Source organism: Bradyrhizobium sp. USDA 4516, assembly GCF_054055915.1.
Window position 1 is genome coordinate 6,621,182 of record NZ_JBSRXT010000001.1, and the last position, 23,953, is coordinate 6,645,134.

Here is a 23,953-nt window from a genome sequence, read left to right on the forward strand (position 1 = left end):
CGATCGATCGACGTTGATGTCGTGTCGAATCAAGGATGCCTTCAATCATTCGGGCAGCATGGCGCCCAAGGCAGGCGCTTGTCCCGGCCGCGATTGCGCACGAAACTGCCGCGGCGTAACGCCGGTAATGCGGCGGAAGGCGCGCGTAAAGTGCGCTGGATCCGTATAGCCGGAGGAGAATGCGATTTCGATGATCTTGGAATCCGTGTCGCGCAAGAGCTTGCTGGCATTCTCGAACCGGATGGTGTCGAGCAGATCCGAGTATGTCATGCCGGCGTACGCAAGCTTACGTTGCAAGCTCCTCGCGCTCGCGCCAGCCATCTCCGCAACCTGAGCGAGAGCCGGAAGTCCCTGGTCGAGGTAGGACGGCAACATCAACTTGAGCGTTGCGATGATGTCATGACCTGACGGGCCAGCCTGATCGTCTTGCAAGGAGAGCACTTGCTCCTTTGCGCGATTGGGAAGGCTGAGGAGCGAGATCGGCACGTCGATCCACGATGCGTCCTGTCCAGACAGGAAACGCGTGTTTGGCCAGAATGAATGACATGCAGGGCTCGGCGTATACCGGGCTTCAAAGGCGATTGTTGCAGGAGCCCAATCCGGTCCGGCGAATTGCCGGACGATATATATAGGGAAAATATTCTGAAGCCACTGTGAATGCTCGAGATGCAGGAGTCCTTTTGTTCCAGTGAGACTGCTGCAAAACCTCACGTGATCGTCGTGGCGCTCGATCCAGTTCTTCAGGTTCGAGTCCTCGATCGATGCCCATTTGCAAGCCTGTTGCAACGCGACCAACAGCGTTGGGGCATGGCCGATCAGCGTCCGGGTTTTCTCGCTCAGGTGACAATAGTGCAGACGTTGGGAGGCGAGGAATCCAAAATCCGGAATACCTTGTGATCTCCGGGCGATTTCCGCGAAGTCGATTGCTCGCAGAATCGGAACGTAGTGATTGGCCTTTTCTTCCAATGACGTCGGAAGATGAAATTTTGCCAGAAACGAACCCGTCGACGCGCCGATTTCGCTAAGGATATCAGCGAAGGGAATGAGGAACTGGCAGCGCGTCAAATGAATATTTGCCACCGGGCCGCCCCTCGATCGTAAAATGGATGCTGCATGTCGGCGGGAGTTTCGCTGGGACCGGGCGTTGGCGCGGCCGGCAAAAATGGAAGAGTTCGCTGCCCCCTCCCGGCATGCACCGTTCTCTGCACCCCAGCGATCGGCTGCGAGCCACTCCTTCGATGCGGGTCTTGCCGGCTTTTTTGGCGGCTTATGGCCAGACGGCCAACAATTCGCTGCATAGGCTTACTTGAGATCAAGACTACGACCGCAATGGAGGAAAGCTGAGCCCGTGCTGCGTTTCGATGAATTCTCTCTCCGCACCCTCGCAGCATTACGTGCGCTCGACAATGGTCGAACGAGAGCCGCTGGGTGATCGAAAGGCGCCCCGGTTTTCCCGGACAGTCGGCCGGAAGGAGGCCCGGAATGCCCATGGCGTCGAAGCATCTGGTATTCTCTAGACGGAGCATAGACTTCGTGCCTCACACCAACAGATGAGAGCCGTCCGTTTGCCTTCGTCCGAGGCGATCCGCGCGGCCATTGTCGCGTCGCTGCGACACGGTGACGCAACCATAAATGGCACAGCTCGCGCCTGCAAGATCAGCGCGCGGACGTTGCAGCGTCATCTCGGTCGTATGGGCACAAGCTACCGCGCAATGCTTGCGGAGGTTCGCTTGAATTTGGCTTGCCGGCTGCTCGTAGACTCGAGTAAGCCCCTGTCCGACGTCGCAAAATTCCTCGGCTATTCCAGTGCAAGTAGTTTCAGCCGCACTTTCGCGCGTTTGATGAAAGTCCAGCCCGTTGTCTACAGGCGGCAGCAACTTGCTGGTAAACGTCGGCACGCGTCCCATCGCATATGACCTTGCGCGATCGATAGCTGAATTATTCCACAAGATTGGCGTGAAATGGCAAGACGTACGATTTGAATTGGAGGGAAACGTTCGCCGAGATTTCCGGGCTCCGTAAGGAGCCATTTTGCTTTTTTTGACGTTCAACAGGCGCAGGGACGCTACGGGAAGCTATATGGCCCGGCCGAAGCAAAAGCAGAGCGACGCAGGCTGGCGAGCACGGTAGGCATCGCGTCATGCAATCACGTCGCCGAGCACGAGCGGCCAGCCGCCGAATCAGCTCCATCCGTTCGCGACAAACAGAAGGCGCTAGGGCTATCCGCCAGACGACCTTCGTCGCGGCGTCGGCGAGCCCTGAGATCGTCCGGTCGGTGCCTGCACAGACCGATCTGGGCGCTTACGCCAGTCTCGACCAGCGCATTGTCGATGCGATCGCGGTGGTGTGCCTGGCGCATGGGATAGGTTGATCGTCCAGGCGTCATCGACCCCGACCTTCTGAATATGGTATCGTCGCGACAGCGAGAGGTCTGGCGCGATCTGGTCGGACCTAAGAATTGGCCTTGACCTGACTAGGTCAGCTAGCCTGCTCATGTAGCGGACTCCCGCTACCATTGGCCACGATTTGCTCCGTCACGGCGCAGAACGGGAATTACAGCGGGCCATGACGTGCTGCTGGCCGCTTCTGACGAAGCTTAGGTGCCTTGGCTCGGGAGGCGTTCTGATCCTCCTGAAGTTTGAGCGTCGCTCTGGCGTGTTCGGCGAGTTTCAACGCGTTGTCGGCGTTCGAAGCGAGCCGTGACAACAACTGGGACAGCACTTTGAACTCCTCACGCGTCAGCATGCTAAACAAGGCGTCGTTGACCGGGCGCTGCAAAGCGGCAAGGCGGATTAGTAGGCTCATTCCGCGTTGGGTGAGCGCAAGTTGCACCCGTCGTCCGTCTTCGGGGTGGGGGCTTTTCTCGAGCAGGCCGTCGGAAACCAGCTTGTTGATCTCGTTAGTGACGAAGGCGCCGCTCAGATATAGCCGCTCGGCGACCTGATTCACGCCCATCGGTTCTTCCGCAGTCGAATTCTTGATCGCAATCAATATCAGATATTGGGTGGGCGACAGGTCGACGAAGCCCGCGAATATTTCGCGGCAGGCCTCAAGACTGCGTCCGAACGCGAAATAATCGTAGAGCAGGCCGCGAAGCGTGCGGTCTCCTTCCTTGTCGAGCAGTTCGGGTTTCGACGCCGTCAGGAGTGCATCGTTCACGCGGTCAATCTCCTCGCCAAATCATGGCATTGCGAGCGCGGTGTTCGACAATCCCCTGTCGAGCCGCTTCGACGAGGATGACTCAGTTCTCTGCTTCGACGACGTGAAGGTGCCTTGGGATCGCGTCTTCATCGAGGGCAACGTCGAGATGTGCCAGAAGCAGTTCCACGCCATGCCTTGTCACGTCTACCAAAACTACCAGGCGATGGTCCCTCTCAGCGTGAAGCTCACGTTCCTGACTGGCCTTGCGCATCGGATCGCCGAAATGAACGGCGTCACGCAATTCCCGCAGGTTCGCGAAATGCTCGGTCAGCTCGCAGCCGAGACCGGCATGGTCGATGCGCTGGTGGCTGCGATGGAGGCAAAGGGCACGCAGGTCGGTCCCTACTTCATCCCGGATCGGCACACGCTCTATTCCGCACAGGTCCTGACGCAGCAGCTCTACGCCCACATCATCAATACGCTGCGCGAGCTCGCCGGCGGCGGCATGATCATGCTGCCTTCGTCGGTGGCGGACTTCGGCAACCCGGAGATTGCTGCCCTGATCGACCAGACGCAGCAGTCGCCGAAGGCCAATTCGCACGACCGCGTGAAATTCTACAAGCTCGCTTGGGACGCCGTCGGCTCCGAGTTCGGGTCGCACCATCAGCAATACGAGATGTTCTACGCCGGCGCGACTTTCGTTACCAAGGGCCATTCCTATCGCACCTACGACTGGACCGGCGCCGATCGGTTGGTGCAGACGATGCTCGATTCCTACGACCTCAACGGCGTCTCGACCTCCAGCAGCCGCCTGAATCAGGGAGCAAACACATGCCCGTCAACAAGAAGCACGACGAATTCTACACGCTCGTTAAGACCACCGGGTGGGAAACGCCCGCGGGCTATCCGGCCGGCATCCAGCAGAAGATCATCGCCGGCGGCCGAGATGAGGAGAATCGGCACGGTACGAGAACCCGGCTGCTCCGTTTTGCGCCCGACGTCTATACGACGGCGCCGTTCTCGCACGAGTATTGGGAAGAGGTCTATCTCGTATCGGGCGACCTGATCGTCGGCAACGATGACAAGGGCGAGGGCGGCGTGAGCTTCCCGCCGAACACTTACGCCTGCCGGCCTCCGCACGCGCCGCACGGTCCGTTCAAATCCGTCGGCGGCTGTCTGCTCCTGGAGATGCACTACTTCGATCCGGTTTGATTCCGGTTCGCTAGCAACCGCCTGCACCGGGAGTTCGACCCGCAGGCATCGAGCGAATATGTCGGATCGCACGTACGGCGTCTGGAGGCGATGCGGCGTGAGGCAATGGTAAGCCGTCTTGCCGACGGGAGCTGGAATGTCGGCGACGACTATCTCGACCGGGCGCTCCGATACGAGAAGCTGCAGCGCTCGCGCAATCCGGTACGCGTCGCGGTGTTGTCATGGCAGAGACTCGAAGATCTGCCGCAGGCGCTGGGAGCAACGTGGCTTGATCGCAAGCTGATTGGCAAGGAGCCCGATGGGTTCGTGTCGGCTGGCTTCGGGGCGGAAGTCGAGACCGCATTGCGACCAGGCGGCAATGGCTGATCGAGCAGGGGCTGGCGCGAGAGCAAGGGGGCAAGCGCGGTACGCGCGGAACATGCTCGAGACGCTCGAGGCCCGTGAGCTGGCAAGGACTGTGGCGGATATTTCCGCGCGCACCAGGCTTGAGCATGTCGACGTCAAGGCCGGCGACAAGGTTGAGGGCGTCTACCGGCGCGTGCTCACGCTGCACAGTGGGCGGTTCGCCTTGATCGAGCGATCGCATGAGTTCGCGCTGGTGCCCTGGCGGCCGGTGCTGGAGCGGGCGCGCGGGCAATTGGTCACCGGTCAGGTCGGCGGGGAGGGCATTTCCTGGTCGATCGGCATCAAGCGCGGAATTGGACGCTAAGTGACCGGATTGCTCGGAAAGTCGGTCAATTTCCGTCCAGGAGCGTTCGTGTTCCATCCAGGAGCGTTCGTGGAATTCATCTGTTGTGTGTCCAAGGAATTGAAATTAATGAGTATTATACTATTTTTGCGAGAATAGTATAGCTGAAATGTTCCAGAATACCGGTGGTTATACTATTCTCGCGAAAATAGTATAGCGAGGTTCCAAGATGCCGTCGAACCAAGCCCTCGATATCAGCTACCAGACGCTCTATTCGGAGCTTGTCCAGCGAAGCCTGGACGAGAGCTTCACCTCCGAATTTTCCACGAGCGGCCGCTTCGTAGCGGTCGAGGTGAAGGGCAAAAAATACTGGTACTTCGACACGCCGAAGCCCGAAGGCGCGGGCCAACACCGCCGCTATGTCGGTCCCGTCGACGATCCAGAGATCACCAAGCGGGTCGAAGCATTCAAGGATCTGAAGGCCGATCTGAAGGGACGTCGCCGTCTCGTTTCCACATTGACGCGCGAGGCCTATCTGCCGCGTCCCCTGCCGATGGCTGGCCAGGTGGTGGAAGAATTGGCGAAGGCGGGCTTCTTCCGCATGAGGGGCGTGCTCGTCGGCACTGTCGCTTATCAGTGCTACGCCGCCGTGCTTGGCCGGCGCCTTGATGCGGCCGCCATGCAGACCGGCGACGCCGACTTTGCGCAATTCCACGAAATCTCGGTGGCGATCAAGGATTCCATGCCTCCCATCCTGGAGGTGCTGCGCCAGGTCGATCCGACCTTCCGCGAGGTTCCGAGCCAGGCCGACGGCAGGGTCTCCACCCAATTCACGTCGAGGAGCAACTTCAAGGTTGAATTCCTGACGCCGAACCAGTGGTCGGACGACCAGGCAGGCAGGCCGGTCCCGATGCCGGCCCTGGGCGGAGCAGCGGCACTGCCCCTCCGCTTCCTCGACTACCTGATCTATCAGCCCATCCGCGCGGTGCTGTTGCACGGTGCGGGCGTGCCGGTCCTCATTCCATCGCCCGAACGCTACGCCATCCACAAGCTGATCGTCGGCTCCCGCCGCAAGGAGGACCGCGATGCGACCGCAAAAAGCGCGAAGGATCGGCTTCAGGCCCGATCGATCATCGAAGCGATGATCGCCAACAGGCAGCACGCGGATCTTGCCGCCGCCTATACGGAGGCATGGGATCGCGGCGATCAGTGGAGAGCGGCGATCCGCACCAGCATCGCGACCTATGATGACAGCTTCCAGACGTTGCTCCGGACCGAACTAGGGAAGGGTGTATCCGAGCTCGGCTCCGATCGCGCCGCCTACGATCTCGCAGAAAAGTCTACCGACGCGCCAACCTCTCGTCTACAGTGATCCGCGGATTGCAGGCTCAACACCGACGCGGCCGCAACGCAGTCTCGACCGGCAGCGGCGGCAGCACAAGCTGGGCGCAAGAAGATAGGCTCGGCCAGGCGTGCTCTGCCGACGACGATCGAATGCCGAGCATGTCGATCGTCAAACAAGCTGCTCCCTGCGCGCCGGGACCAACAAGCCTGAGTTGGTCGGCATGCGCACGCCTTGCGGGGCATTTCTCGAACGACATGCTCATCGCTGATCCATCCGGCACTCCGAAGCCCGCGTACAATGAGAAGCAGCTTGGTCATGCAGAATCGAGGCGCGACCACGCACCGCCTGCCGACAGAGGCAATATCTCTTCGCTGTTGAGTAACCGATCGCCCGGTGGCTGAGCGCGACATGGCAACGAGATGCAATCTGCGCCAGGTGTTCACGCGCTGTTGAAGCATTCGATGACGCTGTGCTGATCTTGATCTTCAACTTCGGCACTTGATCGGGCTTGATCGAAATCGCGCTCGCTGATGGCGCGACTTTTTATTTCGATTGAAGGCTCGCCGAATTTCGCCGTTCTCATCGTGCCGCTCACGTCGCGTGGGCGGATGGGGCGGCGAATGTTTCCAGCAAAGATCTACATCGGTCAGATCACGATCGTGTTCGGCATCGTCGTCGCGTCGACCTGGGGAGCGACGCAATGGACCGCGGCAGCCCTCGGCTTTCAGCAACGGCTGGGTGAACCTGGTTCGCGATCGCCGGCTATCCTCGCCTGTTTAGCTTTTTATCGCGGCGGTGCCCTGATCGCTGAGGTCATCTTTCGGATTTCAAATCTCACCCATGCCCGCCGCCGTCAGAACGGGAAGCATGTCATGGTTTCGACGTAGCCCATCTGGTGAGATTCTGAACTCAGCCGATCCAGCGGACTGACGATGAAGCGCCTAGCTCTGATGTCCCGCAAGACCCAGCGAAGTCGGATAGCCTCGCCCAAGGGCAAGCTCTCCAACTCACTCATCAGCTGGTTTGATCCTACGGTAGTGCATCCCCATGTCACGTCGCACGAGAGATCTGCGCTGGCTGCCGAAGGGTATCCAGCAGCTGCTGCTCTTCATTGATGCGCTGGCGAAAGCGCTCGCGCTCCCGTTCCGAGGTCGCGTATCGATGAGATACTGGTAGTCGCCGACGATCTTCTCGCTAACGCGAATGAGTAGCTTTTAAGGTTCGATCATGGATGTTTTTCTCCCGATCTCCCGGCGGCTGGATGACAGCCGGCATATGCCGAGAGGCGGAGCGTCAGAGGCCACGCCTTGCGTGGCCTCCAGTTCCTCGCCGATGCGCCTTTCGATGAACTGACGCTCCAAGTCGGAAAGCTGCGTTTTCAGAAGCCACCGATAATGGCGGATGTTGGTGCGGTGCGCTTGGAGTTGCTCGAGCCGCTGGTCGATCAATCTGGAGTATGGCTTCTCCATCGGGCCGTACCTTGAGACTGCCGGGCTTCAGCCAGGTTATCGAGGAACATCGCGGTCCCCCCAATTGTTATCTAAGCATCATCGGCAACTATCAATTGGGCGCCGGTGGCTGAGAGTGTCGTGCTCCCGATCATTCGCTGGCGAAGCAGGCATTTCACCGCCGGCGCTACGCTCATTTCCTCCAATGCGGGGAGAACGCCGATGGCTTCAAGCACCGCGACTAGCCTGATCACAAAGTTAACTGCCTCCAACCGGCTCGACAGCGATGACATTCAGGCACTTGAGCAGCTGCCGATCCAGGAACGACAAGTCCCGGCCCAGCACATTATTGTCGCCGATGGCAGCCGGCCAAAGGAATGTTGCCTTCTCGCCGAAGGATTTGCGTACCGTGCAAAAATCACGCAGGACGGCAAGCGGCAAGTCCTCTCGTTGCACATTCCCGGCGAAATACCGGATCTGCAGAGCCTCTACCTCAACGTCATGGACCACGATTTCACGACGCTGACATCCTGCACGCTTGGCTTCATCCCTCATGAAGCGATCAAGGCCTTGTGTAAGCAGCGCCCGAATGTGACAGGTGCGCTTTGGCGCGAAACGCTCATTGACGCGGCGATTTTTAGGGAATGGATCGTCAATGTCGGCCGCAGGTCCGCGGACGAGCGTATGGCCCACCTTTTCGCCGAAATTCATCGTCGATTGAGGGCTGTCGGTCGAACGAGCGACGGCGATTTCGACTTCCCTATTACGCAATCCGATCTTGGAGATTGTCTCGGACTTTCGACGGTCCACGTCAACCGCACGCTGCAGGAACTGCGGCAAGAAGGTATCATGCAAGTCGAGCGGCCACACTACCGCATTCTGGACCACGATAAATTGGAGGAATTGGCCGGATTCGATCCGGCCTATCTTCACTTGCAGCCGACTGGCTAGCTCGAAGGGGAGACGATGCGCTTGGCGGTGACGTCGATCTGAAAGATTGCGTTTTGTTCCTCCCTTGACCGCGATCGACCAACGATTGGATTTGTCGAGGTCCAGATTGGACCCGATATCGCGAACCGTCGTCACGGCCTTCTGCCAGGCCATCTCGTCGTTCAGCAGTTCCTCGCCATCGGGATCATCAAACGGACGGTCATTCGAAATGAGGAGCGTAGCCGGCAACTCGTCGTCGAACTAGAGGCGTCTATCTCACATTCTTATTTAGCCGAGTGTGCTCTAGGTTTTGTACAAGCCACACGGCTGGTCCGAGCGGGCCGCAGCCGCCGCATAGTACCGGGGAAAATAGCAACCGATAGAACGATTGGGTTACCTGATCCGGGAGCCAAATGCGCTCCGCTAGTGTCTACTACTACGACAAGGCGCGCCCTGTCATGCCCCAGCGCTGAGCAATTGTCGCGGAAACCCGTAGCCGTCCGGTCTCGACTATCGTCGCCACCGATCTAAGCCAGCTCGGCCTCGCGGTGTGATCTCGCGGTCCACTAAGAGGACGGAGCCGCCAAGCCCGACCGTACCCGGATTGGCGGTTCTCTTTTGCACCGAATGCAAAATTAACAGGCAGGTCGCGGCGGCGAGCCTGAGCCTTTGTCGCAATTTATCTGGAAATCGGAACCCGCGACCTAGCAGCTCGGTTTAACGCAAAAGCCCGGCCGTCAACTAGGACGGCCGGGCGAAAGTGATACGAGCTCGATGAACGCTGCGGATATGCTGCGGCGCGGCAGGGCGGTGGGTACCTCGATTGGAGGGTGTTTAGCCGCCGGACTGAGGCACGAAAGCATTCACGTATGCCGCTATTCGCGCCGCCGGTGGCGGTCGTAGCCGACGGAATGGAGGCGGCCAATCCGCACCAGCGGTACAATCGCAATTGCTGCGAGATGATCGGTGCTCATGGCGATGTCCTTGCATCGCCCCCATCAATTGGTCTTCGAGCGCGAGCTATTCCTTATAGGCGCCAGGCGTACCCGCCACTTGCAAGATCAATGCGTCGGCTATGGGCGTTCTAGGTTCCTCATTCCATTCGTGATGAAAATTGGGGAACGAAGACGCCCCGCCAGAAAGCAGCAGGCCCCCATAAGCGCGTTTCACATGTGCTAATGACGCGGTGCCCGCATGATAGAAAACTCGTCTTCGCGCGTGGCGCTCATATGGCGTGGGCTACCGCTCGACCCCAGCGTAAATCGATCGCAGCTTCAGATTACATTTAGGATAGTTGCGTACCCATGAACGAGTTTTTTGACTGCAGCAAACGCGCTTTAAACATCCTCTCCGAACTTCATGCTTCCGAAAAAGAGTTGGTGGGCAAAGGGGTCGTCTTGTCCGATGGGAAAGCCGGCACAATTGAGCACGTATTTGTAGATGATGTCCATGGGCTCCGCATTGCAATTGCGGGACATGAAGGTCGATGGCCAATAGCGATGGTCAAGCAATTGGAAGGGGATCTCTCAAGAAAGCCAATCGCCAAAACCAAATTACGGCGTGCGATTCACGAAGGTTAATGACTCCGCTGCTGCACACTGCGACGATAGGCTTCCTACGAGCGAGCTTAAAACCATGGAACGCATGAATGGAGTGGAGCGGACATTTGCGTCTGTTACTGCGCTGAGTGTCTTGGTTCTCGTCGCTAGCCTGACCGCATATGCGTTTAGCTAGTGGAGCCAGAAAAGTAGCGGCATCCGAACAATAGGGTAGATAACTTTCATTTCGTATTGTTTCAGCCTTGGAAACAGGCTCGCTGCTTCTCGGCGGACAGCGGTCCTCGATCTGGCCTGGCCCCAGCATGATCCGGATGCTGGGGCCATCTTTTTTGTGCTGCCTAACAGGACGCGCTCCCAGCACAGGCCGATTGCGCCCAAAGCCTTTTGGCCGTCCTTTTCATAGGAGCGGGCCTGACGAAGTTGGGTTACTCTGAAGCCAGGCGCTGATCCCGCCCCACAACGTCTGACGCCGCAGTATGTAAGCAAAGCCCGGCCTCAGCGATTCCTACCGCGCTGAGACCGTTTTACTTTCAGGAACAAGTGGCAATTTGTGGAGTTGCAAGGGAGGTTGCTCTCGGGAGGTGGGACGGGCATCGGTCTCAGTGCTCTCCCGGGGCATTGGGCAGTTCGCTTTCGTGAAGGCAGCTATGACAGAAGAGCGCCGAGACTGGACTCTGATCGTCGGATTTCTCAGTATTGCGGCTCAGCGCCATGCTTGATTAGCCGAACCCAGGTTCAACGGCTCCGAAATGCCTGTGTCGTCTTTCGCGGCCGGCTCAAACGCGAACTGCGGTTCTGGACGTCAATGTTACTCGGATTTTCATGTTACTCGGATTTTCGCCGCTCTGGATCGTTGGCGGAGCTGCTGATTTTCTTCAGGTTGTAACCGTTCCGCAAGATGCAGCAAATTGCCTAGATCACGGATGCAAAACAGAAAGCAGACGTTGTCGACGTTGCTCGCGGTCAAGTTGATCTTTTCGCATCATCTCGAACTGCGCTTGAGCCTTGATGGTGCTTTCGTTTGACCTCTTTAACTCGATCAGCAACGCCTCCTGCTCCGCGAGTCGTTTTTCTCCCTCCACAACATCAAGTTCAATCTGCCGCAACTCGTCCATGATCGAGTCTTTGTGCATCTTAATCCATCGCACCCGTGCAGTTACAGCCGTGTGAGCTTAACCATTTCCAAGAGCTAGCCGTTCCTTGAATTCGACCTTGCGCTGCAGGATTTTTCGGCAGGCCATGGTGGGAATAAGTTGCAATAGGAACGGCAGGATGAAACGGCGGTCTTACTCTGCCGGCGTCGAACGCTACGGTCGCCGGCGACGACCAAAAAGCGGAGACTTGGCTTCAGCGCCTTCGGCTGAAGCCATTTTTTTGGAATAGATGGCAATTCCGGAGACAGAGGCCTCGCTTAATTGTCGACAAGGGTGGCTCGGCGACAGGCCGCTTCCGTTGTTCGACAAGGCTCAGTTCGGATTTCGCTGATCCAAGGGCCGCGCTCGCTTTCGAATATGCCTGCGCTCGTTCAAAATGATCCCAGCGCGTGTCATCGCAGCAGTTGCAGCGCGGTAGGGTCATAGGTCCTCCCGCACGCCGCGAAAGAACGGATGCCGTACCTTGCCCTCGGCGGATTTGGAGCGGTACTCGATCTCGGCCAGTACTTTCGGTTCAACCCAGATCGCCTTGTGTGCAATGCGCTTGGTATAGGGCTGCTTCTTGCGGATCAGCGGTGCCAAGCGTTTGCGGAGATCGGCGGGCGAGGCCTTGTCGAAGCCGTGGTCGACCTTTGCGAGCGTAGATCAGCTCGTCGCCCTTGCGTCGGCCGACATGGATGCCGTCCCATTCATCGCCGTCGGGCGCAAAGCCCGCGATGTCAGCATCTCGTGCTGGGCGCAGGTCTTCTTCACCCAGTCGTGGCTGCGGGTGCCGGTCGGATAGGCGCTATCCGCCACCTTCGACACCACGCCCTCATAGCCGAGCCTACAGGCATGCGCGAACATCTTGGGGCCGTCCACCTCGAAGCTTTCGCTGAACTGGACCTCGGTGCCAGCGACGAGCTTCTTCAGCAGCGCTTTGCGCTCCTTCAGCGGCAGCTTCCGGAGATCGCGGCCATTGAGATAGAGCAGGTCGAAGGCCACCATCACGATCCTGGTCGACTTACCGCGCAGCTCGCTCTGCAGCACAGAGAAGTCGGTCGTGCCGTCTGCCGAGGGAAATCTCGCCGTCGATGATGGCTGATGTTGCTGAAATCGGCCAGGCGTCTTGGGCCACCTTCTTGAAGCGCCTGGTCCAGTCGTTGCCGCGCCGGGTGTAGATCTTCGCCTCGTCATAGGCGATGTGAGTCTGGACCCGGTAGCCGTCGAACTTGATCTCGTGAATCCAGCGTGCGCCGCGCGGGACTTTATCGATCGGCGATGCCCGGGCCGGCGCGATGAAGCCGGGAAAGAGCGCCTTGGTCCCGATCGCTTCGGGCTTCCTCCGTTGAAACGCCACAACGCCATCCAATAACAGCGACCTGATTCAAATTTGAGGACTTGGCAATCGTTCCGCGCGCGGGGTCCGCTATTGGAACCGCTGATCTTAGCCTGCGTTGGCGTCTTCCAACAGGGGGGCCAGAATGGCAAGGAAAGCGAAGAAGCAGACCGCGCGCGGTCGCAAGCAGGACCGAGCGCGCGTCGTCGGCGGGCAGGATTACGAGGTGCGCTACGAGGCGAAGAAAACCCTCGGCAGCGTCGGTGAAGAAGCCGTCAAGAAGGTCGGCAACGGCCGCAAGCGAGTTGAGCGCCGGCTCGGTTCGCCTTGAAGAAGTCGTTGGGAACGACACCTTCGAAGCGTCGTTAGCAATCGCCGCTCCTCGGCAGACCGGAAGTGGCAATGAAGGTGCCCCCTCTCGCCCCGAAGACCCGGGGCACATTCTCGATCGGCTCACAGTGGAATTCGCCTCGAAATGGCTGTGCAGCCCCTAGGGTTCCACCATGATCCGGAATGCCTTTCCTGTTAGGCGGTCGCATGGGCTCGCTCCAGCGCCGCCTAGATCATCTGCTCGTTGAGCTTGACTTCGTAAAGCAGGGCTCCGGTCTCGGAGACAGGGTGAATTGCCGGACCCGGCGTCCGGACGGCGGGTGGCCATGTTCGCGTTCGTAGCGGCCCGTGTAGACCTCGATTTCCATCGGCTTGGCCCCGTGGGGCTCGTTGAGAGATAGATAGTGGATGGCGGTTCTACGAATCAGCGCGGGGCGGGAACGGTTGCGCGGCAACTGCCTCGGCACTAGCCTCCGGGCCCAGGAAGCGCTGGGGCCGTTATCCGGCCAACTGAGGCGGCCTGATTAGGCGAAAATGCTCGTCAGCAGCGCAGCAAGCATTGTCGCGCTAAATATCGCAACGCCAAGACAGATGCGCGCTGCCTTCGAATAGGGGTCGAAGTGAGGCTGGTTGATCATGGGCGGCCTATATTGGCGCCTGCAGAGCTTGGGGACATCAGCCACTCGGTCAGATGAGCCACCGCTTCGTCTTGCCGGCCCCCCTCAGCAGGGCCTCTTTCTTGGCTAATGGAGGCACCGCCTTGGCCTTCGAGCGCAGGCGCATGGCCTCGTCAGTCAGACGTTCTCCCAGTGATCGGGTTTGTTTGAAACGACGCCGCTTGCTAGTCATAAAGCTGTTCCTGTTTGTGTGGGGCGGGAGCGCGGTGGCGGCGTTCTCGTCACCGATAGTTACCGAGGGCCGTGCGGTGATGAACTGACAATGACCCCGCGGAAGCTGGGTTTCCATAACACCCGTTAACTGTCTGAAACTCTGACAAGCCTGCTCGGCCGCGGAACGCACGACAGGAATAAGGGCATAGGCCCAGGCGCGGGAACGGAGTTGTCACGACAACTATAGTGCCATGCATTGCAGTCCAAACGCGTGGTTGCCGCTGAGGCGCCATCACGCACGCCCGACAGATTCGATCCGCGCTGACAAATGGCCTCGGTGCCGAGATCAAAAGCGATCTAAGTGAGCGGAAAGCCGTTGTGATGCTCGAGCCTAATCTCGGGCGGCGCCGGGACCACAGCTAACCGATTTGATCTGTCCAGCTGCATTGAAGATCAGAAGCGCGCTAACTAAGCCACTGGTCGTGATGTAAGAGACCGCGACGTAATCGCGGTTTGGCTGCATGTCGTTCAACCCGAAGGCGGGATAACGCTTGAGCCTGTCGACCCAATAAGCCCGGAGCGCTTCCCGGCCAGTCAGCGTCTTCTGGCCTCCACAATCGCAATGGATCACCGCATCATCGGCAAACATGCCAACGATATCTTCAATGTCGCCAGCGCGGTAAGCATCAAGCCAATCAACCGCCGCGGCCATCGGGTCAAAGGACATATTCCTCACCTACATGCCTAAAGAGGTGAGATTAGAGCGTTTCTAGAGGCGCCGCCTACGAATAGATGTCTGCTTAGCCTGACTTTTTATTTCGGTTCTCTAACAGCCAGCTCTGCGCGATTTCTGAGGCGTCAAACAAGCCGCAGGGGCAGTTGCAGCCGATCGTCGAGATGTCGAACGACAAAGCCCCGCAGGGCCGTCGGCACGTTGGTCTGTGCAGATCGCAACGGCGCTGGATTTCGCGGGCGACGTCTTCGGATACGTCTCCCGACCAGCGCTCGGCGGTGTTGAAGCCGATCAGCCGAATCGAGGTCGGTCGCCACGATGTCGGCCTCGCGCCGCGCGCGGCCGATCGCCCCGAAATCGTCGGCGACCAGGTAGATGGTCTGATCCGTCGATGAAACGATCGAGGTGCCTAGCTGGGACCGACGCATGACGCAACTCCACGCAACAAGGGAGCGGGCTCGCCCCTTGTTGCCAATCCGCAGCAGAGGCCCCGGCGTGGCGCGTCCGGGGCCTCGCCTTGTGCGGTAGGGTTCTCGGCTTGGAGAGAGCCGAGAAGTGAATTCAAACCCCCATCGAAGGTGGCGTCAAGTCTCGGGAAAAAGCGGAAATTGTCTCGCCAGGATTCACATGGTTTATTTTCGGACCGGAGCGTCGTTGGGATGATCCGACCAACAGGGCAGGTAATTTTCATCTCGTATTTTTTCAGCCCTAGAACGACGACCGTTGCTTCCTGGCGGACAGCGGCTCGGCGACCCAGCTTGGCCCCAGCATGATCCGGATGCTGGGGTTTCTTTTATGAGTAGGAACGAAGCGCAAGCATTGGCATTTGTCGCCCTGTTCGGTGCCGCACCGCTACAGGCACTGAGACGCCCAGCTGCACACTGGCCCCAGCTTCACTGCTGGGGCCCTTTCTTATCACGCCGTCTAGATAGGGCACTGCCGCGACAAACGACAAACTAAGACATCCAATCGCATCGGGAAGGAGTAGCAATTTCTGACACCAGTGTTAGTTTTAAAGCCTCGGGTCACGTCCCGATTCATCAAAGGACGACTGGCCCCCGCGCCAGTCTCTAGGCCCCCAAAGGTGCTGGGGCCGTTTTCTATTAGAGGCCGCCAACTGGGGCGGCCTACACAGGCCTAATTTTTGTTTTCAGCTTACGATCGATCAGCATCTCGGCCCGGCGCTTTGCCAGTTCTGCCAATCGTGTGCGCACGGTATGGCGGGTGGTTTCTCCGCCGATCTCAATGATGATCTCGAACTGATCATCATATAGGCGTTTTACGTCGAAGGTGACGCCCCTGTGGGTGAAGGTGCTTGGCATACGCAGAGGATAGCAAATCGATGTGCGGTCCTTGTACCGGAATGCTACGGGAAATTGTCCCGGTGTAGGAATGGAGCCATGCAAGGCCACTTGCGGAGGTGGCCTTAATCTCCCGCGTCGCTGGTTAGCGGACTTCCTAGGCCGAGGCCTTCATGGTCCGCTCGACCTCATCAGCTAGCTCCGGTGGTGTGCCGCCAGCTTGGCAAACAGGTCTTTCCGTGTCGGATTGGTCGCCAACTTGCTGATCAGCTAGCGCCGCGCTGGATGCGAAGGTCCAACTCGGCCTCGACGCGCTCGGACTGCGCTGGGGCCGTTTTTGCGAAGAGGTCGCCAACTGAAGCCGGCCTCAATTTGTCGCCGGGTTCGTTTGGTTTGCTTATCGTCCCGGTGGCCGCGGATGCCTTCGGGCTCGAAGAGATCACGCCGCAGGACGACGGGGTGCTGGATTATCTGAGCTATGAAGGCAAGGGGGTCGGATCATCTTTGTATTCGATACCCTTGGTAAGATTTCGCATATGCGGTGCGCCCCTTCCTCGCGGTGATGACGCGTCCTTATCGCGCAACATGGTTCTGGAGTGGAATTCGGCAACGCACGATGGTCTGGCCTTGCTCGCGCACCAGCTGCAGCGTTCCGTCGAGCGCGCGCACCCGTTCGTGCATGCCGGTCAGGCCTCTCCCAAAGGTCAGGTCCGGCGGCAGGCCAATGCCGTCGTCCGAAATCTCGAGCTGAATTTGATCGCCGTCGACGATCGCGGCGACGCCCATCGTGGTCGCGTGAGCGTGCCGGAGCGCATTGGTCACTCCCTCCTGGATAACGCGGTACGCGGTTTGCGAGAGCAGGGCATCGAGCTCATCCAGACGATCGTCGAGCCGGGATGTCACGCGGAGGCCGGGCGCCTGGGATCGGGCGTTTCGCAGCAACGTCTGTACGCTTGCGGCTAATCCAAGATCCGCAACATAAAGCGGGCTCAGTCCCTCGAGGACGCGCCTATTCGCCTGTTGCAAGGCTTCGGCTGCGCTGAGGATGCCATGCGCCGGCGAACCCGGCTCGGGCGGGCCCTCCGCCTCGGGATCCGACAGCGCGGTAGCGTTGGCGCGGATCGCGAACAGAAGCGGGCCCATCTCGTCATGTAGCTCCCGGGCGAGTTCGCGGCGCTCCTCGTCCTGCACGGCGACGATCTTGCGCAGCAGGTTCCGATTGTCTTGGCTAAGCCGCCTCAGCGTCACTGCAAGCTGATTGGCTTCCGCACAGCTCTTGCGGATCTCCGGAGGGCCGGCCAGCGGAATGGCGGCATCATAATCGCCGTTTCGCATCCGGGTCAGTCCGGCGCCGAGTTGAGCCAGCGGCCGAAGCGCCGCGCCGGTCGTGAAATAGGCGCTCAGCGCGGCGAGCAGCATCAGCGCCGAGCTCGACGAGACGATCGCAACGAAGCCTGCCCATTTCTCCTCGATGTCCGGCGACAGGTCGGGACTGAAGATGATGTCCCCGACATGCGTCGCTCCGATCCTGATCGGATGCGTGGAGCCGAGCTCCGGAACCTCGAGCAGGGCAGTAAACCACGCGGGAATGTTGCCGTGGTGGCGGTCTGCCGCGCTGCGCTGCGGCCGCGTTCCAGGCGGCACGAATGCGATAGTCTCGGACCTCCCGAGCTTGTCCGCGAATGCGGCGAGGGTTTGCGGCGGATTGCCGGCGACTGCGAGCGCGGCATTCAGCGCATTGGCCACCAGCTCGGCGGAGCGCGCGGCCTGGGCGTTCTCATTCTCGAACTGCTCGGGGGAGACGATCTGCAGGGCGAGGCCGCCGAGCAGCAAGGCGCCGACCACCATCGCGGCCATCGGCAGCAACAGCCGGGCACGAAGTGAGAGGTGGTTCCAGAATCTGTTCCAGAGTCTTGTCACGTCGGGCTCCGTTCAGCGATTCTTCTCTTTCAATTTCCGCGCGAAGTTCTATCAAAGGCAGGGCAGAGAATGATGCACGATACCTCCAAATCGTCCATGAGAGTATTGATCGTCGACGACCACCCGGTGGTGGTGTCGGGCTGCCGGTCCCTGTTTGCTTCCGACAAGACGGTGAAAATCGAGGAGGCCGCCGATGCCAAGGCCGGCTTGCGCGCCTTTACCCAGAAGCGGCCGGACGTGACCGTGATCGACATCAAGCTTCCCGATGTCTCCGGATTCGAGCTGCTGCGCAGGATCCGGAAAGACGACCCGGTCGCCCGGATCATCATGTTCAGCATGAACGACGATCCCGCCTTCGTGGTGCGGGCGGTGGAGATGGGGGCGCAAGGCTATCTTTCCAAGAGCGACGATCCGCGCCTGTTCGTCAAGGCGGTGCGCAAGGTCGCGGCAGGCGAGCGGTTCATTTCGCCGCATCTCGCGGAGGCGATCGCGTTCGCCGGCGCCGCGATCAAGGCCAGCCCCGCCTCGCAGATGTCGGCGCGGGAGCTAGAGATCTTGCGGTTGCTCGGCCGCGGCGACAAGATCGTCGAAGTCGCATCAGCGCTAGGCATCTCCTACAAGACTGTCGCCAATGCCACGTCGCTGCTCAAGCAGAAGCTCGGCGCGAAGAACCACTCGGACCTGGTACGGATCGCCGTCGAAATGGAACTTGGCTGATCCTTGCATAAATTGAACTGGCCGCGTTCAGTGATGCGGACAATTCTTCATTGCCGTACACCAGGCGGGATTCATCGGGGCAAATCGACGCGACGAACGCACCGGTGCGACAATATTCAAGCAAGAGCTTTGCGGCTCACCAGCTCGGGAACGACCGGCCCTGCCATTCCGGCTCGCGATAGCTCGCGAAGCGCTGACCGCGCTGTGCAAGTCGCTGGCGTCTCTCGCGCTGCGCCTGCCGGGTGGGCTTTGCATGTCGCGCGCTGCGCTCAAGGCGCGCCGGCGGAGCTGCCCGCGACGCATCAACCTGCGCAATCGTCGCGGGCGGCGCAGCGGGGACCGGCGCCGCGACAGCCGCCGAAGCTGTGGGGGCAGGCGCGGCGGCAGGGAGCGGGGTGCTCGTGTCCATGCGGATCGCCTCCGGCCATTTGTGCTGCGAGCGAATGCGGATGATCGTGCGATCGATGTCGTTGCGAGCGACGGTGACTGGCGCCGGGGCTGAAAAATACCAGTCGGTGAGAAGCAGCAGGCCGAGCAGCGTCGCGCCTGTGAACAGAAAGTACCGGACCAGAGGCATCAACAACCTTCACCGCAATCCCGGACCGCATATCGGCACCGGCGCCGATCAACGGGAGAAAATGGCAAACGTTCCTCGCCGATCGCATGCGCTGAAACAGCCGCCCGCGGGCGGCCTCATCACGTCGTCGGTACGCTCACCAGGTCACCCAGTTGCGGCCGCGCCAATAGCCGCGCCCTTCGTGCTCGCGGAAGGTGAATCCCTCGCGGCCCCCAGCGCCAATTGTCCTCGGAACCACGACGCGGGATTCACGCGGATAAGCATAGGTCTCATGGGTGTGCCAGCACACCCGCCCAGCGCACGCGATTGCCGCCGATGCGCGGATCGCGGACGGGGTCAGGAAGCCAGCGCCAAGGATGGCGCCCGCGGCCGTCTCGCCTAGCGGTCTCATCTCATACCTCCTCAGGTCGGAACCTTTGCCGCTGCGCCAACATCCCGGTTTTGCTGCCGTCCCTTTATGTCGGGAAAAATATGCAAATGGCTGGGAACGATTTGCCTCGGTGGCGGTTGATAACCTGCTTAAACGTACGCAATCAACTTCCCCAAAGGCTCCGGCGCGGTTCCCCGCTGCGCCGGAGCCAATCATTGTGCCGGGTCGCGGCGAACGGGAAAGTGCGCCGACCGCGCGTTTGGCGCGGTAGGGAATGTTGATCAAACAAGTCAACCGGCTGCTTTCTCAAACCACACGATGGCTGCCGGCTCTGAAGCGGGATGAGGGCTATTGCCTGCGCTAGACGGAGCGGCAACTGTTGCCGCGGCAGGCATCGCCAGATTCTTTGTCGCCCTCGATTGGACGAACTGGTTCGATATCACGATCAGTGCAAGCGAGAAGAATGCCACCACCGACATGGATGCGACCTGGTCGCCAGCGCCCATCTCAGCCACTCCGTGTTTGCCTCGGACGGTGAACGTTGCAGAAACCGGTTCGTTCCTGGAGGCGGGAAAAACCGGCAACATGCGGGCGCCGCCGCCGGCGCTGCTGGCGGCCGGCTGATGAAACCCGCCATAAGTCGCATGCGGCAGCCGCGAATCGACAGCGTCCGCCTCGGCGCGGCTCCTGATCGGCACGACCCTCGCCTGGTATGCGATGCTTTTGGTTTTCGTCGAGTCAGGACCATGCCAGTGGCGCCGGCCTGCCTGGTGCTGGTCGGCACGTCGGCTTCAACGTCAGCTTAGCGCCTCGCCTGCGGCGCGCTTCTCGGCCGCTCGGGTGGCAAGGATCGTGGTCACCGCCCGGGCGCGCGCCAGCTCCTTGGTTCGCCTTCCGCTTATCCTGGAGCGGCAAGCCAGCGGTCCTTTCCTTTTGGGCGGCAAATGCAAGGGCGCCATGGTGGCGTTCGAAGCCGCTCGCTGACTGATGGCCACCGGAAACAATGTTCGTATGGTCGCGATGATCAACCCGCCGACGGTCAATGCCGTCCGGCGACCCGAGCGACCGTCAAGCTGATTAAGCCGATCGTCTCGCGCTACTTTTTACGCACGAGTTTTGACGGCGCCATATCTTCTGGCACCGCTCGAGGTCTCCGCGGCGTCTTACTCCGCCGAACACGAGGGACGCAATTGACGGCGCCTCTATTCTCAACTCGAAGTGTCCAAGTGCCTTGGGGGCTGCATGACTGTCGGTGCGAAGCGGCTGGTTGATCACCTGCGGCGGAGAATCGACGCGCTAGCTGCGTGCCTTCGTCACAAGAAATCCACCGTCTATGACACTGTTCGCGCCGTCGACCGGCTTTTGCGGAGCCGTCCTTAGGGGCCGTGATGGCCAGATCATTGCGCTGAATCGGATCCGCGATCACGCGCGGGCGAAAGCTTTCTGATCGGCCTTTCGAGCGCTTCTCCACCAAAGGTCGAAGATTCGGAGAAAATTGGAAACTTTTGCCATCGCGCTGAGTTGGCAGCGACTGGATGCGGTCGCTTGGAGCGTGAGGATGGCCGACGAAGTCACGGTGAGAAGGGCGGCAGAGACGGCCTGGATCGTGTACCGGGCGGCGCACCCTGACGTTGACGTTCACGACAGCCGCCGCTGCCTGCTCGAGCGCAATTTGCACAGGAGACGGGAAGAGCGAGAGAGCGATGCCGAAGATCTCGCCAGCTTCGGGATAGCCTACTTGCACCAGCCTCCCGAAGACGAAGGTTGACGGGCGTGAAGATGTTCGTCGCGCGGACGGTCTGCGAAAGCACAAAGCCCAGTTGGACGCCGCTAGCGATTTCATACCTCAGTTCCGCGGTCGTTGTGATTGCCATGCAGTCCGTGGTCGGGGCCTAGCATGCGGATCGCCCAGCTTGCTCCATTGGCCGAGAGCGTTCCGCCGAAGCTCTATGGCGGCACGGAGCGCGTGATCGCCTGGCTTGTCGACGAACTGGTCGAGCTCGGACACGACGTCACCCTGTTCGCGAGCGGGGATTCGAAGACAAAGGGAAAGCTCCATCCTGTCTGGCCGCGTGCGCTGCGCCTGGGGCGAAGGGGAACGGATCCGAACGCCGCATGCGCGCTGCTGATCGAAGCCATCGCCGATCGCGCGGGCGATTTCGACGTGATCCACTCCCACGTCGACTGGTTGCCTCTTCCGGTGCTAAGCCGGACCGGCGTGCCGTTCCTGACGACAATGCACGGCCGGCTCGACCTTCCCGGGCTGTCCGATGTGATCGGGGCTTTCCCAAACGCGGCCTTCGTCGCGATTTCCGACGACCAGCGTCGACCGCTTCCGGATGCGAACTGGATCGCGACGATCCAGCATGGGCTGCCCAATGATCTGTTTAGGCCGTCCTGCGAACGTGGTTCGTACCTGGCCTTCCTCGGGCGGCTGACGGCGGACAAGGGACCGGAGGCCGCCATACGCATCGCACGCGCCGCGCGGACGCCGCTGCGGATAGCGGCCAAGATACCGCGCGCGGAGACGGCCTACTTCAAGAAGAAGCTCGAGCCGAACATCGATGGCGGGGAGATCCAACTTGTCGGCGAAGTGGACGAAATCGGGAAGCAGCCGTTCCTCGCCGGGGCCGCCGCGTTGCTGTTTCCGATCGCGTGGCCGGAGCCGTTCGGGCTCGTCATGATCGAAGCGATGGCGTGCGGGACACCTGTGATTGCCTACCGAGCCGGCTCGGTGCCCGAAGTGGTGGAAGACGGCGTCACCGGCTTTATCGTGGATAACGAGGAGCAGGCGATCAAGGCAGTGAACGAACTGGGCCGGCTGGACAGAAGAGTGGTCCGCGCCCGGTTCGAGGAGCGCTTCGCCGCAAGTCGGATGGTGAAGGAGTACGAACGCCGATATCGCGAGCTGCTCGGCCGCGGAGGACGCGAAGGATTCGAGACGGGGTCAACCATATCGCGCCCGGAAGTCGGCACGGCTTCAGAGTTTCTTCGTTGAGTCGCCGATCAGGAGGCTCGCATGAAAACCATTCTTTCCACGGCGGCTTTTGTTCTTCTCGCGACGGCCGCCCTTGCGGACGAAGTGCCTCCTCCACAGCCGGAGGTCCAGCAGGCCGGCGACTCCGCAAAGCAAGCGGAAGACTGTTCGAATGAGGTTTGGCAGCTTTGCCTTCACTCCCAAGGCAAAGGAATTGTCGTCCGGCTCGTGAGCATCGAACATCGTTAGTGGACCGGATCCTGACCCCCATCAAGCATGGGTAGAATCCTTTGCGCCCCGTTTCGACTGAAAGGAGCGATCAGGAACAAGTGGCAATCGCGGGCGTTGGGGCCCGGCATCTTGAACGGGTGCGGCTCACGTTGGAGGAGATAATCGATGAAAAGCTTTCTTGCCGTCGCTCTGCTTGGCACTGCCGTGATCGGCGGCGGCGCGTTCGCGCAATCCACCCAGCCCGCCGATCGCGCCGCGCCGGCGGTCACGGCCCAGCCGGCCGATGCGAAGATGGCGCTCAAGGGAAATTGGCGCGCTTCGAAGCTGATAGGCCTGAACGTCTACAACGAGGCCAACGAGAAGCTCGGAGACATCAACGAGCTGCTCGTCGACAAGAGCGGCAAGATCAACGCGGTGGTGATCGGTATCGGCGGCTTTCTGGGCATGGGCGAGCACGACATCGCCGTCTCGATGGACAAGCTGAAGTTCGTCGAAGAGCCGGTCCGGACCAGCTCGAGCAGCACGTCGACCAACTCGCGCGACACCACCACCGGCGCGGCTTCGACGAATACGACGAACCGCAACGCGAACGATTGGGTCCCGGACCACGCGGTCATGAGCGGCAACAAGGAGCAATTGAAGGCGCTCCCGCAGTTCAAATACTCGGACTACAATTAGTGCGGCGAGAACTCACGGAAAAAGGGCCCCCGCTGGGCCCTTTTTTCTGCCGGGCCCAATGGTCCAAAAAAATCGCCCGGTTTGCGGGCGAGCCTTTCATGCGGACTGTTCGCTCAGTGCATGTGAACTATCCAATAGCCGACGCCGCCAACAACGAGCACGGGGGAACGGCCCATAAAGTCAGTACAAGCATTTTCTCCTCCAATGGCCTTCAGAACGTTTTCGCGAGGCCGGCTCGGCCCTGCGATGGCCGTTTACTGTTCGGTGCAGACCTTGGTGGTCTTCACGGCGGACTCGGCTTCCGTCTTGGTCTTGTAGACGCCGTCGCCCACGACCGTCGTCGTGGTCGTCGTCGGCTTGGTGTCGACAACGGTGCACTTTTTGGTCGTTGCATCACGAACGATGTAGAACTCGGCGGCGCTGGCGGCCTGGGTGCCGAGGGCGAAGGCGGCGAGGCCGCCGCACACGATCAGCTTCTTCATTAACTCCTCCAA

The 23,953-nt window shown here is 60.2% G+C and carries 26 protein-coding genes and 2 pseudogenes; 16 read left to right on the forward strand and 12 right to left on the reverse strand.

The annotated features are described in order from the left end of the window. Positions 1–45: 45 nt before the first annotated feature. Positions 46–1,080 carry a helix-turn-helix domain-containing protein gene (locus tag ACVI1L_RS30075; protein WP_456784552.1) on the reverse strand — a complete coding sequence of 345 codons (1,035 nt, stop codon included), beginning with the start codon at positions 1,078–1,080 and terminating at the stop codon, positions 46–48. Positions 1,081–1,550: 470 nt separating this feature from the next. Between ACVI1L_RS30075 and ACVI1L_RS30080 the strand changes: the two genes are divergently transcribed. Next, the gene (locus ACVI1L_RS30080; protein WP_076826368.1) at positions 1,551–1,916 is read left to right on the forward strand and encodes a helix-turn-helix transcriptional regulator; all 366 of its coding nucleotides are present in this window, start codon (positions 1,551–1,553) and stop codon (positions 1,914–1,916) included. Positions 1,917–2,553: 637 nt separating this feature from the next. On the opposite strand, the gene ACVI1L_RS30085 is transcribed toward ACVI1L_RS30080, so the two are convergent. Then, entirely contained in the window at positions 2,554–3,159 is a 606-nt protein-coding gene (locus ACVI1L_RS30085; protein WP_076826370.1) for a MarR family winged helix-turn-helix transcriptional regulator, read from the reverse strand. A gap of 40 nt (positions 3,160–3,199) precedes the next feature. Between ACVI1L_RS30085 and ACVI1L_RS30090 the strand changes: the two are divergent. From ACVI1L_RS30090 to ACVI1L_RS30115, 6 genes and pseudogenes are all read left to right on the forward strand, one after another. Beyond that, positions 3,200–3,850 (forward strand): annotated as a pseudogene (locus tag ACVI1L_RS30090) (4-hydroxyphenylacetate 3-hydroxylase C-terminal domain-containing protein); the annotation flags it as partial. A 122-nt stretch (positions 3,851–3,972) separates the two neighbouring features. Beyond that, on the forward strand, positions 3,973–4,353 hold the full coding sequence (locus tag ACVI1L_RS30095) for a hypothetical protein (RefSeq protein ID WP_057017180.1): 381 nt from the start codon (positions 3,973–3,975) through the stop codon (positions 4,351–4,353). A 21-nt stretch (positions 4,354–4,374) separates the two neighbouring features. After that, entirely contained in the window at positions 4,375–4,719 is a 345-nt protein-coding gene (locus ACVI1L_RS30100) for a DUF3363 domain-containing protein (protein WP_082653780.1), read from the forward strand. 52 nt (positions 4,720–4,771) lie between these two features. Further along, positions 4,772–5,062, forward strand: a complete 291-nt coding sequence (locus ACVI1L_RS30105; protein ID WP_283805961.1) for a DUF3363 domain-containing protein — start codon at positions 4,772–4,774, stop codon at positions 5,060–5,062. A gap of 208 nt (positions 5,063–5,270) precedes the next feature. Continuing rightward, positions 5,271–6,413, forward strand: a complete 1,143-nt coding sequence (locus tag ACVI1L_RS30110) for a nucleotidyltransferase family protein (RefSeq protein WP_076826373.1) — start codon at positions 5,271–5,273, stop codon at positions 6,411–6,413. A 503-nt stretch (positions 6,414–6,916) separates the two neighbouring features. Further along, entirely contained in the window at positions 6,917–7,273 is a 357-nt protein-coding gene (locus tag ACVI1L_RS30115; RefSeq protein WP_076826375.1) for a hypothetical protein, read from the forward strand. Positions 7,274–7,600: 327 nt separating this feature from the next. On the opposite strand, the gene ACVI1L_RS30120 is transcribed toward ACVI1L_RS30115, so the two are convergent. Further along, positions 7,601–7,855, reverse strand: coding sequence for a hypothetical protein (locus ACVI1L_RS30120; RefSeq protein ID WP_057017185.1), 255 nt, complete (start codon positions 7,853–7,855; stop codon positions 7,601–7,603). A 201-nt stretch (positions 7,856–8,056) separates the two neighbouring features. On the opposite strand from ACVI1L_RS30120, the gene ACVI1L_RS30125 reads away from it, so the two are divergent. Both ACVI1L_RS30125 and ACVI1L_RS30130 read left to right on the forward strand, forming a co-directional pair. Further along, positions 8,057–8,785, forward strand: a complete 729-nt coding sequence (locus ACVI1L_RS30125) for a Crp/Fnr family transcriptional regulator (protein WP_057017186.1) — start codon at positions 8,057–8,059, stop codon at positions 8,783–8,785. 1,283 nt (positions 8,786–10,068) lie between these two features. Continuing rightward, positions 10,069–10,344, forward strand: a complete 276-nt coding sequence (locus ACVI1L_RS30130) for a photosystem reaction center subunit H (RefSeq protein WP_076826377.1) — start codon at positions 10,069–10,071, stop codon at positions 10,342–10,344. Between the two features lie 896 nt (positions 10,345–11,240). On the opposite strand, the gene ACVI1L_RS30135 is transcribed toward ACVI1L_RS30130, so the two are convergent. Next, positions 11,241–11,438 (reverse strand): hypothetical protein, encoded by a 198-nt coding sequence (locus ACVI1L_RS30135; protein WP_233475604.1) that lies wholly within the window; start codon positions 11,436–11,438, stop codon positions 11,241–11,243. 459 nt (positions 11,439–11,897) lie between these two features. Further along, a pseudogene (gene ligD / locus ACVI1L_RS30140) lies at positions 11,898–12,816 on the reverse strand (non-homologous end-joining DNA ligase). A 124-nt stretch (positions 12,817–12,940) separates the two neighbouring features. Here ligD and ACVI1L_RS30145 point away from each other — a divergent pair. Next, positions 12,941–13,126 (forward strand): DUF3606 domain-containing protein, encoded by a 186-nt coding sequence (locus ACVI1L_RS30145; RefSeq protein WP_076826379.1) that lies wholly within the window; start codon positions 12,941–12,943, stop codon positions 13,124–13,126. Between the two features lie 1,220 nt (positions 13,127–14,346). On the opposite strand, the gene ACVI1L_RS30150 is transcribed toward ACVI1L_RS30145, so the two are convergent. From ACVI1L_RS30150 to ACVI1L_RS30165, 4 genes are all read right to left on the reverse strand, one after another. Further along, positions 14,347–14,682: a nuclear transport factor 2 family protein gene (locus ACVI1L_RS30150; protein WP_057017189.1), complete on the reverse strand. Its 336-nt coding sequence runs from the start codon at positions 14,680–14,682 to the stop codon at positions 14,347–14,349. 131 nt (positions 14,683–14,813) lie between these two features. Continuing rightward, a complete protein-coding gene (locus tag ACVI1L_RS30155) occupies positions 14,814–15,116 on the reverse strand; it encodes a hypothetical protein (RefSeq protein ID WP_456784553.1) in 303 nt (100 codons plus the stop codon). Between the two features lie 699 nt (positions 15,117–15,815). After that, positions 15,816–16,100, reverse strand: coding sequence for a hypothetical protein (locus tag ACVI1L_RS30160; protein ID WP_141340134.1), 285 nt, complete (start codon positions 16,098–16,100; stop codon positions 15,816–15,818). A gap of 462 nt (positions 16,101–16,562) precedes the next feature. Then, positions 16,563–17,909, reverse strand: coding sequence for an ATP-binding protein (locus ACVI1L_RS30165; protein ID WP_307720384.1), 1,347 nt, complete (start codon positions 17,907–17,909; stop codon positions 16,563–16,565). A gap of 72 nt (positions 17,910–17,981) precedes the next feature. Between ACVI1L_RS30165 and ACVI1L_RS30170 the strand changes: the two genes are divergently transcribed. Beyond that, positions 17,982–18,626 (forward strand): response regulator transcription factor, encoded by a 645-nt coding sequence (locus ACVI1L_RS30170; protein WP_026192607.1) that lies wholly within the window; start codon positions 17,982–17,984, stop codon positions 18,624–18,626. 136 nt (positions 18,627–18,762) lie between these two features. On the opposite strand, the gene ACVI1L_RS30175 is transcribed toward ACVI1L_RS30170, so the two are convergent. Together ACVI1L_RS30175 and ACVI1L_RS30180 are read right to left on the reverse strand one after the other, a co-directional pair. Then, positions 18,763–19,203 (reverse strand): hypothetical protein, encoded by a 441-nt coding sequence (locus ACVI1L_RS30175; protein WP_057017192.1) that lies wholly within the window; start codon positions 19,201–19,203, stop codon positions 18,763–18,765. A 136-nt stretch (positions 19,204–19,339) separates the two neighbouring features. Continuing rightward, complete coding sequence (locus tag ACVI1L_RS30180) at positions 19,340–19,594, reverse strand: hypothetical protein (RefSeq protein WP_244558747.1); 255 nt, start codon at positions 19,592–19,594, stop codon at positions 19,340–19,342. Between the two features lie 330 nt (positions 19,595–19,924). On the opposite strand from ACVI1L_RS30180, the gene ACVI1L_RS30185 reads away from it, so the two are divergent. From ACVI1L_RS30185 to ACVI1L_RS30205, 5 genes are all read left to right on the forward strand, one after another. Beyond that, positions 19,925–20,197 (forward strand): hypothetical protein, encoded by a 273-nt coding sequence (locus ACVI1L_RS30185; protein ID WP_456784554.1) that lies wholly within the window; start codon positions 19,925–19,927, stop codon positions 20,195–20,197. A 934-nt stretch (positions 20,198–21,131) separates the two neighbouring features. Beyond that, positions 21,132–21,341, forward strand: coding sequence for a hypothetical protein (locus tag ACVI1L_RS30190; protein WP_057017298.1), 210 nt, complete (start codon positions 21,132–21,134; stop codon positions 21,339–21,341). A gap of 129 nt (positions 21,342–21,470) precedes the next feature. Continuing rightward, entirely contained in the window at positions 21,471–22,571 is a 1,101-nt protein-coding gene (locus ACVI1L_RS30195; RefSeq protein ID WP_057017194.1) for a glycosyltransferase family 4 protein, read from the forward strand. Positions 22,572–22,592: 21 nt separating this feature from the next. Next, complete coding sequence (locus ACVI1L_RS30200) at positions 22,593–22,799, forward strand: hypothetical protein (protein ID WP_156436198.1); 207 nt, start codon at positions 22,593–22,595, stop codon at positions 22,797–22,799. A gap of 147 nt (positions 22,800–22,946) precedes the next feature. Beyond that, positions 22,947–23,459 (forward strand): PRC-barrel domain-containing protein, encoded by a 513-nt coding sequence (locus ACVI1L_RS30205; RefSeq protein ID WP_057017196.1) that lies wholly within the window; start codon positions 22,947–22,949, stop codon positions 23,457–23,459. A gap of 254 nt (positions 23,460–23,713) precedes the next feature. Here ACVI1L_RS30205 and ACVI1L_RS30210 read toward each other — a convergent pair whose 3' ends face one another. Next, entirely contained in the window at positions 23,714–23,941 is a 228-nt protein-coding gene (locus ACVI1L_RS30210; RefSeq protein WP_057017197.1) for a hypothetical protein, read from the reverse strand. Between the last annotated feature and the right edge of the window lie 12 nt (positions 23,942–23,953).

Excerpts from the sequence above, each read along its gene's own strand:
- ACVI1L_RS30210 (WP_057017197.1), bottom strand. The coding sequence starts at position 23,941 with ATGAAGAAGCTGATCGTGTGCGGCGGCCTCGCCGCCTTCGCCCTCGGC.
- ACVI1L_RS30205 (WP_057017196.1), top strand. The coding sequence starts at position 22,947 with ATGAAAAGCTTTCTTGCCGTCGCTCTGCTTGGCACTGCCGTGATCGGC.
- ACVI1L_RS30145 (WP_076826379.1), top strand. The coding sequence starts at position 12,941 with ATGGCAAGGAAAGCGAAGAAGCAGACCGCGCGCGGTCGCAAGCAGGAC.
- ACVI1L_RS30190 (WP_057017298.1), top strand. The coding sequence starts at position 21,132 with ATGGCCGACGAAGTCACGGTGAGAAGGGCGGCAGAGACGGCCTGGATC.
- ACVI1L_RS30200 (WP_156436198.1), top strand. The coding sequence starts at position 22,593 with ATGAAAACCATTCTTTCCACGGCGGCTTTTGTTCTTCTCGCGACGGCC.
- ACVI1L_RS30115 (WP_076826375.1), top strand. The coding sequence starts at position 6,917 with ATGGCGCGACTTTTTATTTCGATTGAAGGCTCGCCGAATTTCGCCGTT.
- ACVI1L_RS30170 (WP_026192607.1), top strand. The coding sequence starts at position 17,982 with ATGCACGATACCTCCAAATCGTCCATGAGAGTATTGATCGTCGACGAC.
- ACVI1L_RS30130 (WP_076826377.1), top strand. The coding sequence starts at position 10,069 with ATGAACGAGTTTTTTGACTGCAGCAAACGCGCTTTAAACATCCTCTCC.
- ACVI1L_RS30175 (WP_057017192.1), bottom strand. The coding sequence starts at position 19,203 with ATGCCTCTGGTCCGGTACTTTCTGTTCACAGGCGCGACGCTGCTCGGC.
- ACVI1L_RS30180 (WP_244558747.1), bottom strand. The coding sequence starts at position 19,594 with ATGAGACCGCTAGGCGAGACGGCCGCGGGCGCCATCCTTGGCGCTGGC.
- ACVI1L_RS30105 (WP_283805961.1), top strand. The coding sequence starts at position 4,772 with ATGCTCGAGACGCTCGAGGCCCGTGAGCTGGCAAGGACTGTGGCGGAT.
- ACVI1L_RS30195 (WP_057017194.1), top strand. The coding sequence starts at position 21,471 with ATGCGGATCGCCCAGCTTGCTCCATTGGCCGAGAGCGTTCCGCCGAAG.
- ACVI1L_RS30155 (WP_456784553.1), bottom strand. The coding sequence starts at position 15,116 with ATGCGTCGGTCCCAGCTAGGCACCTCGATCGTTTCATCGACGGATCAG.
- ACVI1L_RS30150 (WP_057017189.1), bottom strand. The coding sequence starts at position 14,682 with ATGTCCTTTGACCCGATGGCCGCGGCGGTTGATTGGCTTGATGCTTAC.
- ACVI1L_RS30120 (WP_057017185.1), bottom strand. The coding sequence starts at position 7,855 with ATGGAGAAGCCATACTCCAGATTGATCGACCAGCGGCTCGAGCAACTC.
- ACVI1L_RS30135 (WP_233475604.1), bottom strand. The coding sequence starts at position 11,438 with ATGGACGAGTTGCGGCAGATTGAACTTGATGTTGTGGAGGGAGAAAAA.
- ACVI1L_RS30125 (WP_057017186.1), top strand. The coding sequence starts at position 8,057 with ATGGCTTCAAGCACCGCGACTAGCCTGATCACAAAGTTAACTGCCTCC.
- ACVI1L_RS30095 (WP_057017180.1), top strand. The coding sequence starts at position 3,973 with ATGCCCGTCAACAAGAAGCACGACGAATTCTACACGCTCGTTAAGACC.
- ACVI1L_RS30110 (WP_076826373.1), top strand. The coding sequence starts at position 5,271 with ATGCCGTCGAACCAAGCCCTCGATATCAGCTACCAGACGCTCTATTCG.
- ACVI1L_RS30080 (WP_076826368.1), top strand. The coding sequence starts at position 1,551 with ATGAGAGCCGTCCGTTTGCCTTCGTCCGAGGCGATCCGCGCGGCCATT.